Raw genomic sequence first — 15,158 nt, forward strand, 5'->3', positions numbered from 1 at the left:
AGCCCAATCGGCGGCCAGCCAGCGAGCTGGGGATCGCATCAGGGCTAACAGGTGCGATCCCCGTGGCGTAATCCTGCTCCCACGGCGATTAACGCTGACTATCTGCCCCACCCTGACGCCCGGCCCCTTCCGAGCCACTGCCATCCATCCCCGGCAAATCACGGTTGTCATCCTGCCGGGCCGGCGGGCTTTCAGGGTCGTTGCCCTGGATGCGCGGGTCGGTATCCCTGGGCATCGGCTTCTCGATCGGGTTGAGGGTGCTGTCCACCCCCGGCTTCGGTGCCGGATTATGCGGGTCGTCAGGGTAGGTGGGGCCGGTGCCGACGGCAAACGCCAGCGGCGAGGCGAGCAGGGCTATCAACAGAATGCTTGAGCGGTTCATGGCAGGCTCCTTTGCTTCAGGTAGGGCGCATACTTCCCTTCGGCCCTACCCGAAGCGTCAAGGTGCCATGACCCCGATCAACGGTCACACCACCTGCGACAGCAACATGATGAAGATGATGCCGACCACCGAAAGAATGGTCTCCATCATGCTCCAGGTCTTGAAGGTTTCGGCGACGGTCATGTTGAAGTACTGCTTCACCAGCCAGAAGCCGGCGTCGTTGACGTGGGACAGGATCAGCGAACCGGCGCCGGTGGCCAGCACCAGCAGTTCGCGGTTGACCCCAGGCACCAGGTCGATCACCGGGGCAACGATGCCGGCGCCGGTAATGGTTGCCACCGTCGCCGAACCGGTGGCGATACGGATCACCGCCGCCACCAGCCAGGCCAGCATGATGGGCGAGATTTCCGCCTGTACCGCCATTTGCCCGATCACGTTGCCGACACCGGTGTCCACCAGCATCTGCTTGAAGCCGCCGCCGGCCCCGACGATCAGCACGATGGCAGCGGTCGGCGCCAGGCTCTGGTCGAGCATCTTCATGATCTGCTGGCGGTTGAAGCCGCGCGCCGAACCGAAGGTATAGAAGGCCAGCAGCAAGGCGGCGAGCAGGGCGGTGATGGGGTGGCCGATCAGGTCCATCCACTGGCGCACGATGTGCTCGGCGGGCAGCACCACATCGGCAAAGGTTTTCAGCAGCATCAGTGCCACCGGCAGCAGCACCGTGATCAGGGTAATGCTGAAGCTCGGCAGGTTGCCCTGGTCGGACTCCTTGGCAATCTGGTCCATCAATTCCTGCGACGGGTTGCCCGGGATGTAGCGGGAAATGAAGTTGCCGAACAGCGGGCCGGCAATGATCGCGGTGGGCAGGGCCACGATCAGGCCATAGAAGATGGTCTTGCCGATGTCAGCGTGGAAGATGCCGATTGCCAGCAGCGGGCCCGGGTGCGGGGGCACCAGGCCGTGGACGACGGACAGCCCGGCCAGCAGCGGAATGCCGATCTTGACCAGCGACACGCCAGAGCGCCGGGCGACGATGAACACCAGCGGAATCAGCAGTACGAAGCCGATTTCGAAGAACAGCGGGATGCCAACCAGAAAGGCTGCGAACATCATGGCCCAGTGCACGTTCTTCTTGCCGAAGGCACGTATGAGCGTTTGCGCGATCTGGTCGGCACCGCCGGAGTCGGCCATCAGCTTGCCGAGCATGGTGCCCAGTGCGAGCACGATGCCGACAAAGCCGAGCACGCCGCCAAAACCGTCCTGGAACGATTTCATCACCTTGGCCACCGGCATACCGGAGGTCAGGCCGAGAAACCCGGCCGCCAGGGTGAGGGCGACGAACGGGTGCACTTTGAAATGGGTGATCAGCAGGATCAGCCCGATGATGGTAACCAACGCGTCGAGCAGCAGGAAGGTGTCAGTAGCCAGTCCGAACATGGTGTGAAGGCCTCGGTCTTATCGTTGTTTTTGGCGGAGCTTTTTTGAACTTTGCGTGTATATGCGGGTCGGGGTAGCGCTGTCTTTGGTGAGCCAAGCAAACCGCCGCGATCAGGCGGTTTGCGCCAGGCCCGGCTCACCGCAGCGCTTTAGCCAGCGGTCTACCGCTTCGGCCAGGACTTCGATGGGTTGCGTGGCGTCCAGTGCCAAGGTCAATGGCTCGCCGCGCGGCGATTCCAAAGCAGCGAACTGGCTGTCGATGAGACTTGCCGGCATGAAATGCCCCGGGCGGGCCAGCACGCGTTTTTCAGCCTCGGCGGGCGACAGTTCGAGGAACACGAATACCAGCCCCGGCATCGCATCGCGCAGGGTGTCGCGGTAGCGGCGCTTGAGTGCCGAGCAGGTCAGGATCGGGCGCTCTCCGGCGTGTGTGGTGGCTTGCAACTCTTCACCAAGGCGGACCAGCCAGCCGGCACGGTCGGTATCGTCCAGCGGGATGCCATCACTCATCTTGCGGATGTTTTCGGCAGGGTGAAAAGCGTCGCCTTCGATCAGGCGACCGCCGCTTCTGGCAGCGATGGCAGCGCCGATGCAGCTTTTGCCGCAACCGGCCACGCCCATCACCACGATGGCGGACAGGGGAGAATTCATCAGTACCTCCTGCGGGGTGAGATAGCGCTGTCTCGTCGCCGACGAACAGCCACCTCCCCGGTGTTATTGGTCTTGTCCTTACGCAGTATGGACGCCTGGCGGCAAGCGCGCGGTGGCTGCTACCAAAGATTACATTGCCTGCGTCCTGAGACAGCGCTACCTTAGTGGCCGTTCCCCATCCTTGCAAGTAGTAAAATTACAACATCCATGTCCCGAACCGGCTCCCGTACTACAGGTCGTCCCACCCTGGCCGAAGTTGCCAGGCTTTCCGGGGTTTCCCCGATTACCGCCTCTCGCGCCTTGCGCGGGGTCAGCACGGTTGCGCCGGAGCTGGTGGAAAAGGTCGCCGCCGCAGCGGCGAGCCTGGGCTATGTGGCCAACCCGGCGGCCAGGGCCCTGGCCTCGGCGCGTAGCCATTCGGTGGTGGTGTTGATCCCGTCGCTGTCCAACCAGCTGTTCATCGATACCCTCGAGGCCATTCACGAAGTCATGCGCCCGCGTGGGCTCGAGGTGCTGATCGGCAACTATCACTATGACGTTGCCGAAGAAGAGAACCTGATCCGCAATTACCTGGCGTACCAGCCCTGCGGCATGCTGCTGACCGGGTTCGAGCGCAGCGACGCGTCGCGGCAGATGCTGGCCGCCAGTGGCGTGCCCTGCGTGCACATGATGGAACTCAACGGCGAAGCCGGGGCGTTGTCGGTCGGCTTCTCCCAGCAAGAGGCCGGGCGCGCTGCCGCCCGGCACCTGATCGAGCGTGGGCGCAAGCGCCTGGCGTTCATTGCGGCGCAGCTCGACCCGCGGGTGATGCAGCGTGCCGACGGGTTCCGCCAGGCGCTCGCCGAAGCCGGGCTGCAGGCGGCCGAGTTGGAAGTGCTGGCGCCGGAGCCTTCATCCATTGCCTTGGGCAGCGTGTTGTTCAGCCAGTTGCTGCAGCAGGCGCCGGATGTCGACGGCATCTTCTTCTGCAACGACGACCTGGCCCAGGGTGCGGTGCTGCAGGCGTTGCGCCAAGGGGTGGAGGTGCCGCGGCAGGTGGCAATGGTCGGTTTCAACGACCTGCCGGCGTCAGCGCACATGGTTCCGCGGCTCACCTCGATTCGCACACCGCGGGCTGCCGTGGGCCGGGGCGCGGCGCAGGCGCTGCTGGCCTTGCTCGATGGCAAGCGGGTGCCGAACGCGCAGCAGGACCTGGGCTTCGAGTTGATGGTGCGGGAGAGCTCCTGAGCCTCCTGGAGCGTGTGTAGTCATTAAAATGTATTAATTACAAAGTGATAGCACATTGCTTGCACTGCGCTAACGGCGATCTATGCTCAGGACACCGCGCATAAAGGAGCCCGGCGTCATGTTCGATTTCCACCGCAAGTCCGACCTGGTCGAGATCCAGCGTAGCCAGCAGGCCTTGGCCAATGCGCAGGCCAAGCTCGCAGCCATCAGCCGCTCCATGGCGATGATCGAGTTCGCCCCCGACGGCACCATCCTTGATGCCAACGAGCGTTTCTGCCAAGCCATGGGCTACAGCGCCGAAGAATTGCGGGGCAAGCACCACCGACTGTTCTGTGAGCCGGGCTACGCAAAAAGCGCCGAGTACCAGCAACTGTGGCGGGAACTGGGGCAGGGCAAGGCCATCAGCGGCACCTTCGAGCGCGTCGACAAGGCGGGCCGCGAGGTGTGGCTTGAAGCCAGCTACATGCCGGTGCTGGATGCACAGCGCCAGGTCAGCAGCGTGATCAAGGTGGCGTCCGACATCAGCCAGCGGGTAGTGCTGGAGCACGAAAGCGAAAGCCTGCTCAAAGCCATCGGCCGCTCCATGGCGGTGATCGAGTTCACCCCGCAAGGCCGAGTGATCAAGGCCAACCAGAACTTCCTCGACACCATGGGCTACCGCCACGATGAAGTGGTCGGCCGCCACCACGGGCTGTTCTGCCTGGCGCATGAGCGCGAGTCGGCCCAGTACCGTGAGTTCTGGGCTTCGCTCAACCGTGGCGAATACCACTCGCACCGCTTCGAGCGTGTCAACAAGCAAGGCCAGACGGTTTACCTGGAAGCTTCTTACAACCCGATTTTCGACAGCAAGGGCCGCTTGTACAAGGTGGTCAAGTTCGCCAGCGACATCACTCGCCAGGTCAGCACCCAGCAGAGCGCCGCCGATGCGGCACATGCCAGTTCAGTGCAGACCGACGCCTGCGCGCGCAAGGGCACCGAGGTGGTGCAGCAGACGGTGCAGGTGATCGAGCAGATTTCCCACGAATTGAACGACGCGGCGCGTAGCATCGATGCCGTGAGCAAGCAGTCGGATGTGATCGGGCAGATCGTGCTGACCATCCGTGGCATTGCTGACCAGACCAATCTGCTGGCCTTGAATGCGGCCATCGAGGCAGCCCGCGCCGGTGATCATGGGCGCGGTTTTGCCGTGGTGGCTGACGAGGTGCGCAACCTGGCGGCGCGGACCAGCAAGGCGACCCTGGAAATCGTCGATGTGGTGCGACAGAACCACGACCTGTCGCTGTTGGCGGTAGCCAGCATGCAGTCAAGCCTGAACCGCACCTGTCACGGCGTCGCGCTGGCCAATGAGGCCGGCACGGTGATCATGGAAATCCAGCAAGGCTCACGGCATGTGGTCGATGCCATCAGCCAGATCAGTTCGACGCTGCAATTGCACTGAGGGCTTCGCGCATCTCTTCAAGCAGCGCCTGCAGGCTGGCTTGAAGTTGTGCGCGCTGCTCAACCGTGGGCAACCCCTGCGCGTGGGCGTGTTCGATGGCTTCACAGTCGTTGGCCACGGTGCGTACCCTGATCATCCTGGCCCCGCCCTTGATGCGATGAGCCAAGGCACGCACGTCCTCATCCGGGGCGTCTGGGGACAGCGCGCGCAGGGCGGCCAGGTCTTCGTCGACGCTTTGTGACAGCTGCTCAAGCAAATGCCGGGTCAACTGCTCATCGTTCTGGGTCAAGTGGCGCAGCTCGGCCAGGTCGAACCCGCCATGGGCTGCTTTAAGGGGCTGTTGCCGAGGGCGTGCCTGCGTCAGGTGCGCCTTGAGGGTGCGCAGGCCAATTGGCTTGAACAGGCATTCGTCCATGCCGCTGGCCAGGCAGCGGGTACGCTCCTCGGCCTGGGCATTGGCCGTTACCCCGAGAATCCGGCACGCCGGCAGGCCAAGGTCGGCCTCCAGGCTACGGATACGCCGGGTAAGCGCGTGGCCGTCCATGACCGGCATGCTGCAATCGGTGATCACCAAATCGAAGCATCCGTCCTGCCAGTGGGCCAGGGCGATTTCGCCATTCTGCGCCAAGGTCACACGATGCCCCATGGTGTGCAGTTGGCGCTCCAGCAGCAGCAGGTTGGCGGGGTAGTCGTCGACCACCAGAATATTCAGCGGCCCGCTGCTGCTTTCAGGGGCCGGCACTTCCTGTTCAGCTTGCACGGGTGCTGCGCAGGTGGGCAGCTGCAAGTTGACTTGCACACGGGTGCCGACCCCTTCGACGCTCTGCAAGCTCAAGGTGCCGCCCATCAATTCGGCCAGTGTGCGGCTGATGACCAACCCCAGGCCCGCACCCTGACGTGCGCGCGGGCCGTCGACCTGGACGAAGGCACTGAACAGTCGGGCCTGGTCGGCAGGGCTGATGCCTATGCCGGTGTCGCGAACGTTCAGTTCGACCGCCAGCATGCTGTGGCCGGCGACCGTTGGCAGCAACAGGCTGGCCTGGACCTCACCGCGGTCGGTGAACTTGATGGCGTTGCTGATCAGGTTGGACAGCACTTGCTTGAGCCGCAGCGGATCAGCCAGCACCCAGACCGGCGCAGCGGGTAGCTCACCGTGCAGGTGCAAGCCCTTGGCCCGGGCATTGCCTTCGAACACGCGCAGGGTGGCCCGCAGCAGCTCGACCAGGTTGGTGGGCACTGGTTGCAGGGTGATATGCCCGGATTCGATACGGGAAATGTCCAGGATATCGCCAATCAGCTCGAGCAGGCCGATCGCAGAGTCGTGGGCGGTCTGCAAAGTCTGGGTGTCGCACCGGCCGCTGCGGCTGTCCTCCAGGGCGAGCTCCAGCAGGCCGATCACGGCATTCATGGGGGTTCGGATTTCATGGCTCATGGTCGCCAGGAAGGTGCTTTTGGTCTGGCTGGCCTGTTCGGCGTCGTCCTTGGCCTGACGCAGCTGTTCGAGCAGCCCGCGGCTCAGCGCCAACTGGTCCTGCAACGCGTGTTTTGCCTCGGTGCGCTGGTTGATCAGCTTGCGCAGGTAGCTGTTCCAGAACACCACCCCTGCCAGCAGCAGGCCGGACAACACCAGCACCTGCAAGGTCAGGGTGCGGTAATCTCGCCAGGCGCTGTCACTGACCAGCGTGCTGATCCGCCAGCGGTTGATCAGCTGGTTCAGTTCATCGGGGGGAATGCTCAGCAGTGCCTTGTCGAGAATGGCTTGCAGCTGAGGCTGGTCCGGGGCCACGGCGAAGGCGGCCACGGCCGCGTCGTCATCCAGCACGCTGGCGATGCGCAGGCGGTCCTTGAACACGTGGCTGATGTAGTAGGCGGCATTGATATGGCTGCTCAGGGCAACGTCGGCAGTCCCGTTGGCCACCGCTTCCATCAGGCCTAGCGGGTTGTCCACCTCGACCACCTTGGCCTGGGCGAAGCGTCCCTCCAGCGCCGCCCGTTGCGGGGAGCCGCGCACAAGGGCGATGCGCTGACCGTCCAGTGCCCTGGCCTGCGCCGGTGCGGAGCCATCGTTGCGGGTGACCAGCACCCTTGGGCTGACCAGGTAGGGGCGGGTATAGCGCATCTGCTTCGAACGGTCTGCGCCATAACCCAGGGCACCGATCATCTGCGCCTCACCGCGGGCCAGACGTTCGACCATTTCCTGCGCCGAGGAGCTCTCCAGCGGTTTGAAATGCAGCCCCGTTCGCAGGGAGATCTGCTTGAGCAGGTCGATGGTGATGCCGCTGGGACGGTGCTGGGCATCGTTGAATGTGAGGGGTGCCAGGCCGGTATTGACCAGCACGTTGACGGTCGGATTGCTGGCTATCCAGGCTTGCTCCTCTGCGCTCAGCACTGACAGGTGGCGCTGAAGCAGCAGGCTGGTGTTGCCGCTGCTCCAGCGGCGCAGGATGTTCAGGCGTTCGCTTTCGCTGATGCGGGCCAACGCCTGATCGACCAGTCGGTGCAAGCGCGGGTTGTCGCTGGCCAAGGCAAAGGCGAACTCGCCAGGGGCAACCTGGCTGAAGTGGTCGATCTTCAGCGTGTTCTGGTAGCTCTTGCCCATGGTGAAATCGGTGCTGATCGCATCGCCCAGGTAGGCGTCGGCCTCGCCGAGCTCGACAGCGGCAAGGCCGGCCAGGGTTGAGCGATACAGGCTTAGCTGGGCCTTGGGATACAGGGCGTGCACGGCGCTGGCCGGCAGGTAATGGTCGACCATGGCCAGGCGCATGCCGGCAAGGTCACGCGCATTCTTCAGGTCACTGCCTTTGCGGGTGACAACGACAGGCAGATCATCGGCATAGGGGGTACTGAGGTTGAGCTCGGCGTCCGCCGCCTCGAATGCGTTGGAGCTGCCCAGCAGGTCGATCCGGCCCTCGCGCAGGGCCGCGATGGCTTCATGGCGGCTGTCGTACCGGCGCACTTCGATCGCAATACCCAGTTGCTCGGCGATGATGCCGGCGTAATCGGCGCTCAGCCCTTCGTAGTCACGCTGGCTGACGTTGATTTCGAACGGTGGATAGTCAGGCCGGGAGCTACCCAGCACCAGCCGCTGTCGTCGCGCGAGCCAGTCACGGTCGTCGCTGGGCAGTTGCAGCGGGGTGGCAGCGCTGACGGAACGCGCCAGCAGCTGTCGGGGTTCGCTGTCGGCAAGCAGACTTGCCGAGGCCGAAAGGCCAATGGCGATAACGGCACTGGCCAGCAGACGTTTCATGGTGGCCAAGCGCTCAGTTGACGTCGTTGCGTCTGGCCAGGTCGACCATTTCAACCAGCGACTCGGTCCTGAGCTTTTCCATGATACGGCCTCGGTAGGTACTGATGGTCTTGGCGCTGAGGTTCATGCAGTGCCCGATGTTCTTGTTGTTTTCACCGCGCGCCAGGCGCCGCAGCACTTCCATTTCACGGTTGGAGAGGCTTTCCAGGCGCACGGGTTCGCTCTCCAGCGAGTTGCTGTTGACCGACATCTGCGGGAAGGTCGAATAGCCCTTGATCAGGGCCTTGAGGGCAAACACCAACGGATCGGTATCTTCATCCTTGGTGACGAAGGCGCCGATGCCGGCATCCAGACAGCGGCGTACGTACAGATCGGTGGCCTGACCGGTCAGGACCATGATTTTCGGCACTGCCTCCAGGCACTGCAGGCGTTTGATCACTTCCATGCCGTCCAGCCCGGGTAGCCCGATGTCCAGAATTACAACGTCCGGGCGCAGCTCGCGGGCCACCTGCGCCACGATCCGGCCGTCGCCCACTTCGCCGACAACATGGAAGCGCTCGCGCTCGAGGATAGTGCGCAAAGCGACCCGGACGATCGGGTGGTCATCGACGATCAGCACGGTTGTCATGAGAAAACTCCTGTCAGGATGTGGTCCGCCTTCCTGGATCACTCAGGAATACGTCTGCAAGCGGGTTAATCGGAAGCGCTGCAAGATACGACCAATCCTGAAGTTTGGTAATGCCGAGTATAGAAGTGTTGATAATCCTCGGGTGCCTTGTTGAAAATTCCTACAAATAATGGAAAGACATCACCGCTAACAAGGCGGAGTGTCGATTTTCTGGTCGGTCAATTGCAGGCGAGGTGTGTTTTATTCACGCGCAAGGGCGAGGCGGGGTTGTTGGCCAAGGCCTGGCCGACCCGCGTCGGACGGGTCACCAGCTGGCCTTTGCAGTTCGGGCAATAGCCCTGCAAGCGGGTTTCGACGCAGGTGCGGCAGAAGGTGCATTCAAAGGAACAGATCAGCGCGTCAGGGCTGTCGCCAGGCAGGTCGATATCGCAGCATTCGCAGTTGGGGCGTAGATCCAGCATGAGCTTGACTCCGGTTCGCAAGCGGGAACCCGGAGTCTGCTACGCCTGTGGTGAGCCTGGCAATGCTCAGTCGCCAGGGCGATACAAGTGGGCGTGCCCTGCGCGGTACAAGGCCGAATCGGCGAACGGAGTGTTGCCCAGCACATGCCCCACCAGAATCAGTGCGGTGCGGCGGAAGTCCTTGGCGGCGACACGTTCGGCGATGTCGCCAAGGCTGCCACGAACCCAGTCCTGGTCTGGCCATGTGGCGCGGTGCACGACCGCCACCGGGCAGTCTGCGCCATAGTGTGGCAGCAGTTCGTCGACGATCCGCGAGAGGTGCTTGACCCCCAGGTGAATCGCAAGCGTGCTGCCATGGCGCGCCAGGTCCGCCAGCTGCTCGCCGGGTGGCATCGGCGAGCTGTCGCCATAGCGGGTCAGGATCACCGTCTGTGCCACCTGCGGCAGGGTCAGCTCGCAGCCGAGCAGGGCGGCGCTGGCGGCCGTGGCGGTGACACCGGGGATGATCTGGTAATCGATACCCAGCGCCTGCAGGTGGCGGATCTGCTCGCCGATGGCGCCGTACAGGCTGGGGTCCCCGCTATGCACGCGGGCGACGTCCTGGCCTTGCTGGTGCGCCGTGCGCATGGCGGCGATGATCTGCTCCAGGTGCAGCTCGGCACTGTTGATCACGGTTTCGGCCCGGTGGCCTTCGAGCACGGCAGCAGGCACCAGCGAGCCGGCGTAGATGATCACCGGGCACTGACGAATCAGCCGTTGCCCCTTGACCGTGATCAGTTCCGGGTCGCCGGGGCCGGCGCCGATGAAGTAGACCGTCATGGAAAGTCCTTGCAATAAATGAGGGTGCAGCGTTCAGCAGGCCAGCGCGAGGGTTGCCGGGCCCATCACCTGGCGTGTGAGCAGCAACCGCGCTGTGCCGAGCCCCTGGCTTGCCAGGGCCAACGCCGCGCTCTCGGCCACCCCCCAGCAACCCGTGTGGGCATGGGCCACAGCAGAACGGTGGCTGAGCAGGTTGGAGTAGGGTTGCAGTTGCGCGCCATGGTACAGCACCAAAGGCAAACCGAGGTGTTCGGCCAGTTGCTGTAACCCCGGTTCGTTGGCCTTCAGGCTGATGCTGGCGATACCGTGCAGGTCGGCCAGCGCCAGGCCCTGATTATCCAGGGCCTGGCGCAGAAGGCTGAGCAGCGTATCCACCGGGCAGCCCCGGCGGCAGCCAAAACCGGCGTAAAAAACTGGCATCAGGCCTGGCTTGAGCGGCGGAACAGCCAGGCGCTTAGCAGGCCCAGGGCCAGCCAGAAGGCGGCGTTGGTCAGCCAGGAGGCCAGCTTGAACTGGGCTTCCAGTGCTTCGGGAGCCAGGCTTTCGTGCACCTCCGGTTGCGGCGCGCCAATTACATGCGGCACCACCAGCAGCACGGCGCCCAGCGCTTTCAGCAGCCCGTGGCGGGCAAACGCCAGCAAGGCCAGGCCCAGGGCGGTGGCGCTGGCGGTGCCAATCCACCAGGCCTGACGTTGCCCAAGGTCGGCCGCAGCCGTACCTGGCAGTTCTGGGGGCAGGCCCAGGGTTGGCGCGAGGCAGAACACGGCGAAGCCCGCCAGCCCCCACAAAGCCCCCGTGCTGGCGCGCTTCGGAGCGCGCAGGCTGTAGAGCGCGGCCAGGATCAGGGCGAAGCCGACCGCCACCACCAGGTTGCCACCGGTCGTAGACAGCACGCGCTGCCAGCCGTCTTCCGGCGACCAGGCTTCGGCGCTGTGCTCATGGGCAGCGACTTCGCTGCCATGTTCGTGGTGTGCGGCCGGGGCCGAAGACTCGTAGGTTTCCGCCTGAAGAATCAACGGGGCCACCCAGAAGCTTTGCAACAAGGTCAGCAACAAGGCCGCAAGCAGCCCGCTGAAGCCCGCAGTACGGGCAATGCGCGTGATCATCGGGCGTACTCAGTGGCAGGGGAAGGCGGCGCTGTGGCGGGTATCGTGGGCAGCGTTGTGCACGGCCTCGATGTGCGAAAAACCGGCGAAGTAGACCAGGCACAGGCCGAGCAGGCTGGCGCCGACGGCGATGACGACGCGTTGGCTTAGCGTGGTGGGGGTGGCAAGGCTGTGTGGCTTGGCGCTGGTGACGGGCATGACGCGTTCCTCTGCTTTTTTGTGGGCAACGGACAAGCGCGGCAGCCCCGAGCGTGATTGCCCAGGGAATGCGACAGCGCCCGCCCACCGCGGGGTGTTCATGAACGCCAGGCCGGTCTCCGGGCTTGCGAGGAAGAGCAGGGCTCCTGAAAAGCGTCACCTTCCCATGCCGAACTACGGGCACAGTGGTACAGACGCTTCGCTCGCTTACCGTTGCGGGGGCAGCACCGGGCTAGTCCGACCCTGCTGAAGGGCCGCGACGCACCGGTTTCCCGTTTCACCCCAGAAGGGGCACCTGAACGCAGGCATAAGGAGAGCATGGGGCGGGCGTGGCGTCAATTGCGGGATATGAGCTGGGCCCTGATGCCCCCCCTAACAGCGGCTCTCCCGCCCCATCAACCGCGAGCAAACGCCGCCAGCTTCTCCCCGTCCAGGCGATAGCGCACCCACTCGTCCTGCGCCTCGGCCCCCAGCTTCTGGTAAAAGCCGATCGCCGGCTCGTTCCAGTCCAGCACGCTCCACTCCAGCCGCCCGCAGTTGTTCGCTACCGCTTCGCGCGCAATGTGCTGCAGCACTTGCCGCCCCGCGCCATCGCCGCGCTGCTCGGGCGTGATATACAAGTCTTCCAGGTAGATGCCGTTGCGCCCGAGCCAGGTCGAGTAGCTGTAGAAATACACGGCGAAGCCGATTGCCTGGCCATCGCGTTCGCACATCAGGCCATGCACCGTGCTGCCCTCGTCGAACAGGCTGTGCTCGATGTCGGCGACGCTGGCGATCACTTCGTGACGGGCACGCTCATACTCGGCCAGTTCGGTAATGAAGGCCAGAATCTGTTGCGCATCGGTGCGAACGGCAGGGCGAATGGTAACGCTCATGTTGACGGCTTCCTTGATTCGGGTAGCAATACAGTGAGGTGTATCTACATAATTTAATGGAACTGTACTGGTCGCAGGGGAGGGCGACTCCGTTAGTGTGACAGCACCTATAAAGAAAGTGGACCGCCCCTATGCTCGCCTCTGCCGACCTGCTGACCGCCTTCGTGCTGTTTGCCTTCGTGTCCTCCATCACGCCCGGCCCCAACAACACCATGTTGCTGGCCTCGGGGGTGAACTTCGGCGTGCGCCGCTCGATTCCTCACGCTGTGGGCATCAGCGTCGGTTTCATGGTCATGGTGCTGGCCGTTGGTCTGGGCCTGGGCGAGGTGTTCAAGGCCTGGCCGCCGCTGTACACAGTGCTGCGCTACACCGGGGCGGCCTACCTGCTGTACCTGGCCTGGAAAATCGCCACTTCCGGGCCAGTCGGCACGGCTTCGTCCGGTGCTCGCAAACCCATGGGCTTCTGGGGCGCAGCGGCGTTCCAGTGGGTCAATCCAAAGGCCTGGGTGATGGCGGTGGGGGCGATTACAACCTATACACCGGCGCAAGGCTATGTGACCAACGTGATCGTCATCGCCGCCTTGTTCGCCCTGGTCAACCTGCCCAGCGTGGGCGTGTGGGTGATGTTTGGCAGCGCGCTGCGCAACCTGCTGCAGAACCCGCGTTGGCTGATGCTGTTCAATGTCCTGATGGCCCTGTTGCTGGTGATTTCACTGTACCCGCTTCTGTTTGTAGAATCGGCGTTTTCCTAGCCCGCGAGTTGCCCAAGCCCATGCAGTTGATCCCCTGGTCCCACGAATGTGCCGAAGGCTTCACCCTGCGTGGCTGGCGCACCGCGGCCAGCGGCAAGCCGCTGCTGCATTTCTTGCACGGTAACGGCTTCTGCTGCCTGGCCTATCAGCCTTTGCTGATGCGCCTGGGCGAGCATTTCGACCTGTGGCTGTGCGATGTCCAGGGGCACGGTGACAGTGACCATGGCGGGGCGTTTCGCGGCTGGAACCGTACCGCCGCGTTGGCCGTGGAGGCATTTCAGGCCGGGCGTGGCGAGTACGGCGAAGTGCCGCGCTTTGCCGTCGGGCACAGCTTTGGCGGCGTGCTCACCGGGCTGATGCTGGCCAGTGAGCCGCAGCTGTTTGCACGTGCCGTGTTGCTTGACCCGGTGCTGTTCAGCCGGCGCATGCTTGGCGTGATGGGCGCGGCGGCCCTGGTTGGCCTGCACCAGCGCCACGCCCTGGCGCGCAAGGCCGCGAGCCGGCGCAGCCACTGGCCTGATCGCGAAGCGGCGCTCGCTTCACTGCAAGGCCGTGGCATCTTCAAGGGCTGGGCAGATGCGGCGCTGCAGGCCTATGTCGAACATGCCATCGGTGATTGCGGCGAAGCGGTGGTCCTCAAATGCCGGCCCAGCCGTGAGGTGGAAATATTCAGCTCGTTCCCCAGGCGCATGTGGGCAAGCCTTGCTGCGATCAGCACCCCTACGCAGGTGTTGTATGGCGAGCACACCTATCCCTTCGTGCCACACTCGGTAAGTCGGCTGGCGGCGCTCAACCCGAATGTGACTGCGCAACAGGTAGCGGGCGGGCATTGTTTCATGCAGGAGGACCCTGGCAAGGCAGCTGATCAGGTGCTCGATTTCTTGCAGGGCTGATTGTTCCATCCATGGAACGATGCATGCCAAAACAGCTGACTACCGCCCGATTGACATCATTGATAAGGTTATCCCAGCCAAGAGAGGAGCCTTCTCATGAAAAAGATTCTGGGCATCCACCGCAACCCGCACGCTCATTGGGTGGGGGATGGTTTTCCGGTGCGCAGCCTGTTCACCTACGACAACCTGGCCAGCCAGATCAGCCCGTTCCTGCTGCTTGACTATGCCGGCCCCCATGATTTCACCCCGACTGCTGCACGACGGGGTGTCGGCCAGCACCCGCACCGCGGCTTTGAGACTGTGACCATCGTCTACCAGGGCGAGCTGGAGCACCGTGACTCCACCGGCGCTGGCGGTCTGATCGGCCCTGGGGATGTGCAGTGGATGACCGCCGCCAATGGCATCATCCATGAAGAGTTCCACTCCCCAGCCTTCGCCCGCAGCGGCGGCACGCTGGAAATGGTACAGCTGTGGGTCAACCTGCCGGCGCGGGACAAGCGGGCAGCGGCCGGGTATCAGACGCTGCTGGCCAACGACATCCCGGTGGTTGCACTGGACGGCGAGGGCGGTAGCTTGCGGGTCATTGCCGGTAACTACCTTGGGCACCAAGGCCCGGCGCGGACTTTTACTGCAATGGATGTGTGGGACCTGCGCCTGACTACTGGTGCAGCCTTGCAGCTGCCGGTGGCCGCAGGGCGCAACGCGGCGTTGGTGGTGTTGCGCGGGATCGTGCGGGTCAACGGCGAGCGCGAGGCCGGCCCCTCCAGCCTGGTGCTGCTTGACCCGGCTGGCGAGGACATTACCCTCGAGGCGCCGGAAGGTGCCAGTGTGCTGCTGCTCAGCGGGGAACCGATCGATGAGCCAATCGTCGGCTACGGCCCGTTCGTGATGAACAGCCAGGCCGAGATTGCCGAGTCGTTCGACGATTTCCATGCCGGAAGGTTTGGGCAAATGCAGGATGCGCGGGACGGCGCTGCGCATTGATCATGGCGGATTGAATAGCCCGTACCGGCGACAAGCCCGGTACAGGCTACCGGTTTGCTG

The 15,158-nt window shown here is 63.9% G+C and carries 15 protein-coding genes, 2 pseudogenes and 1 riboswitch; of the genes and pseudogenes, 6 read left to right on the forward strand and 11 right to left on the reverse strand.

What is annotated here, in order from left to right:
• Positions 1 to 88: 88 nt before the first annotated feature.
• The 3 genes from AC5O5I_RS12635 to AC5O5I_RS12645 form a co-directional block, all read right to left on the reverse strand.
• Positions 89 to 382: a hypothetical protein gene (locus AC5O5I_RS12635; RefSeq protein ID WP_172225775.1), complete on the reverse strand. Its 294-nt coding sequence runs from the start codon at positions 380 to 382 to the stop codon at positions 89 to 91.
• A gap of 84 nt (positions 383 to 466) precedes the next feature.
• Entirely contained in the window at positions 467 to 1,819 is a 1,353-nt protein-coding gene (locus AC5O5I_RS12640) for a GntP family permease (RefSeq protein WP_172225778.1), read from the reverse strand.
• A 111-nt stretch (positions 1,820 to 1,930) separates the two neighbouring features.
• On the reverse strand, positions 1,931 to 2,470 hold the full coding sequence (locus AC5O5I_RS12645) for a gluconokinase (RefSeq protein WP_172225781.1): 540 nt from the start codon (positions 2,468 to 2,470) through the stop codon (positions 1,931 to 1,933).
• A gap of 207 nt (positions 2,471 to 2,677) precedes the next feature.
• Between AC5O5I_RS12645 and gnuR the strand changes: the two genes are divergently transcribed.
• The 3 genes and pseudogenes from gnuR to AC5O5I_RS12660 form a co-directional block, all read left to right on the forward strand.
• Entirely contained in the window at positions 2,678 to 3,697 is a 1,020-nt protein-coding gene (gene gnuR, locus AC5O5I_RS12650) for a transcriptional regulator GnuR (RefSeq protein WP_172225784.1), read from the forward strand.
• Between the two features lie 118 nt (positions 3,698 to 3,815).
• Positions 3,816 to 4,598: pseudogene (locus AC5O5I_RS12655) on the forward strand (PAS domain-containing protein); the annotation flags it as partial.
• 105 nt (positions 4,599 to 4,703) lie between these two features.
• Positions 4,704 to 5,135, forward strand: a pseudogene (locus tag AC5O5I_RS12660) (methyl-accepting chemotaxis protein); the annotation flags it as partial.
• Here AC5O5I_RS12660 and AC5O5I_RS12665 read toward each other — a convergent pair.
• The 8 genes from AC5O5I_RS12665 to AC5O5I_RS12700 form a co-directional block, all read right to left on the reverse strand.
• Positions 5,110 to 8,382, reverse strand: a complete 3,273-nt coding sequence (locus AC5O5I_RS12665; protein ID WP_494512667.1) for a transporter substrate-binding domain-containing protein — start codon at positions 8,380 to 8,382, stop codon at positions 5,110 to 5,112. The pseudogene AC5O5I_RS12660 and the gene AC5O5I_RS12665 overlap by 26 nt on opposite strands.
• 13 nt (positions 8,383 to 8,395) lie before the next feature.
• Positions 8,396 to 9,010: a response regulator transcription factor gene (locus AC5O5I_RS12670; RefSeq protein WP_172225793.1), complete on the reverse strand. Its 615-nt coding sequence runs from the start codon at positions 9,008 to 9,010 to the stop codon at positions 8,396 to 8,398.
• A 218-nt stretch (positions 9,011 to 9,228) separates the two neighbouring features.
• A complete protein-coding gene (locus AC5O5I_RS12675; protein ID WP_172225796.1) occupies positions 9,229 to 9,471 on the reverse strand; it encodes a DUF1272 domain-containing protein in 243 nt (80 codons plus the stop codon).
• A gap of 66 nt (positions 9,472 to 9,537) precedes the next feature.
• A complete protein-coding gene (gene cobM, locus AC5O5I_RS12680) occupies positions 9,538 to 10,290 on the reverse strand; it encodes a precorrin-4 C(11)-methyltransferase (protein ID WP_172286808.1) in 753 nt (250 codons plus the stop codon).
• A gap of 33 nt (positions 10,291 to 10,323) precedes the next feature.
• Positions 10,324 to 10,710 (reverse strand): cobalamin biosynthesis protein, encoded by a 387-nt coding sequence (locus AC5O5I_RS12685; protein ID WP_172286809.1) that lies wholly within the window; start codon positions 10,708 to 10,710, stop codon positions 10,324 to 10,326.
• The gene (locus tag AC5O5I_RS12690) at positions 10,710 to 11,396 is read right to left on the reverse strand and encodes a CbtA family protein (protein ID WP_172286810.1); all 687 of its coding nucleotides are present in this window, start codon (positions 11,394 to 11,396) and stop codon (positions 10,710 to 10,712) included. The genes AC5O5I_RS12685 and AC5O5I_RS12690 overlap by 1 nt, the downstream gene beginning before the upstream one ends.
• Positions 11,397 to 11,405: 9 nt before the next feature.
• On the reverse strand, positions 11,406 to 11,594 hold the full coding sequence (locus tag AC5O5I_RS12695; RefSeq protein WP_172225808.1) for a CbtB domain-containing protein: 189 nt from the start codon (positions 11,592 to 11,594) through the stop codon (positions 11,406 to 11,408).
• Between the two features lie 92 nt (positions 11,595 to 11,686).
• A riboswitch (cobalamin riboswitch) is annotated at positions 11,687 to 11,908 on the reverse strand.
• Positions 11,909 to 11,989: 81 nt separating this feature from the next.
• Positions 11,990 to 12,469: a GNAT family N-acetyltransferase gene (locus tag AC5O5I_RS12700; RefSeq protein ID WP_172225811.1), complete on the reverse strand. Its 480-nt coding sequence runs from the start codon at positions 12,467 to 12,469 to the stop codon at positions 11,990 to 11,992.
• A gap of 131 nt (positions 12,470 to 12,600) precedes the next feature.
• On the opposite strand from AC5O5I_RS12700, the gene AC5O5I_RS12705 reads away from it, so the two are divergent.
• The 3 genes from AC5O5I_RS12705 (at position 12,601) to AC5O5I_RS12715 (ending at position 15,098) form a co-directional block, all read left to right on the forward strand.
• A complete protein-coding gene (locus tag AC5O5I_RS12705; protein WP_172225813.1) occupies positions 12,601 to 13,221 on the forward strand; it encodes a LysE family translocator in 621 nt (206 codons plus the stop codon).
• 20 nt (positions 13,222 to 13,241) lie between these two features.
• Positions 13,242 to 14,114, forward strand: a complete 873-nt coding sequence (locus tag AC5O5I_RS12710) for an alpha/beta fold hydrolase (RefSeq protein ID WP_494512668.1) — start codon at positions 13,242 to 13,244, stop codon at positions 14,112 to 14,114.
• A 96-nt stretch (positions 14,115 to 14,210) separates the two neighbouring features.
• On the forward strand, positions 14,211 to 15,098 hold the full coding sequence (locus tag AC5O5I_RS12715; protein ID WP_494512669.1) for a pirin family protein: 888 nt from the start codon (positions 14,211 to 14,213) through the stop codon (positions 15,096 to 15,098).
• The last annotated feature ends 60 nt before the right edge of the window (positions 15,099 to 15,158 follow it).

It is taken from the genome of Pseudomonas sp. 9_2_1 (assembly GCF_059295275.1).

Excerpts from the sequence above, each read along its gene's own strand:
- AC5O5I_RS12635 (WP_172225775.1), bottom strand. The coding sequence starts at position 382 with ATGAACCGCTCAAGCATTCTGTTGATAGCCCTGCTCGCCTCGCCGCTG.
- AC5O5I_RS12640 (WP_172225778.1), bottom strand. The coding sequence starts at position 1,819 with ATGTTCGGACTGGCTACTGACACCTTCCTGCTGCTCGACGCGTTGGTT.
- AC5O5I_RS12645 (WP_172225781.1), bottom strand. The coding sequence starts at position 2,470 with ATGAATTCTCCCCTGTCCGCCATCGTGGTGATGGGCGTGGCCGGTTGC.
- gnuR (WP_172225784.1), top strand. The coding sequence starts at position 2,678 with ATGTCCCGAACCGGCTCCCGTACTACAGGTCGTCCCACCCTGGCCGAA.
- AC5O5I_RS12665 (WP_494512667.1), bottom strand. The coding sequence starts at position 8,382 with ATGAAACGTCTGCTGGCCAGTGCCGTTATCGCCATTGGCCTTTCGGCC.
- AC5O5I_RS12670 (WP_172225793.1), bottom strand. The coding sequence starts at position 9,010 with ATGACAACCGTGCTGATCGTCGATGACCACCCGATCGTCCGGGTCGCT.
- AC5O5I_RS12675 (WP_172225796.1), bottom strand. The coding sequence starts at position 9,471 with ATGCTGGATCTACGCCCCAACTGCGAATGCTGCGATATCGACCTGCCT.
- cobM (WP_172286808.1), bottom strand. The coding sequence starts at position 10,290 with ATGACGGTCTACTTCATCGGCGCCGGCCCCGGCGACCCGGAACTGATC.
- AC5O5I_RS12685 (WP_172286809.1), bottom strand. The coding sequence starts at position 10,710 with ATGCCAGTTTTTTACGCCGGTTTTGGCTGCCGCCGGGGCTGCCCGGTG.
- AC5O5I_RS12690 (WP_172286810.1), bottom strand. The coding sequence starts at position 11,396 with ATGATCACGCGCATTGCCCGTACTGCGGGCTTCAGCGGGCTGCTTGCG.
- AC5O5I_RS12695 (WP_172225808.1), bottom strand. The coding sequence starts at position 11,594 with ATGCCCGTCACCAGCGCCAAGCCACACAGCCTTGCCACCCCCACCACG.
- AC5O5I_RS12700 (WP_172225811.1), bottom strand. The coding sequence starts at position 12,469 with ATGAGCGTTACCATTCGCCCTGCCGTTCGCACCGATGCGCAACAGATT.
- AC5O5I_RS12705 (WP_172225813.1), top strand. The coding sequence starts at position 12,601 with ATGCTCGCCTCTGCCGACCTGCTGACCGCCTTCGTGCTGTTTGCCTTC.
- AC5O5I_RS12710 (WP_494512668.1), top strand. The coding sequence starts at position 13,242 with ATGCAGTTGATCCCCTGGTCCCACGAATGTGCCGAAGGCTTCACCCTG.
- AC5O5I_RS12715 (WP_494512669.1), top strand. The coding sequence starts at position 14,211 with ATGAAAAAGATTCTGGGCATCCACCGCAACCCGCACGCTCATTGGGTG.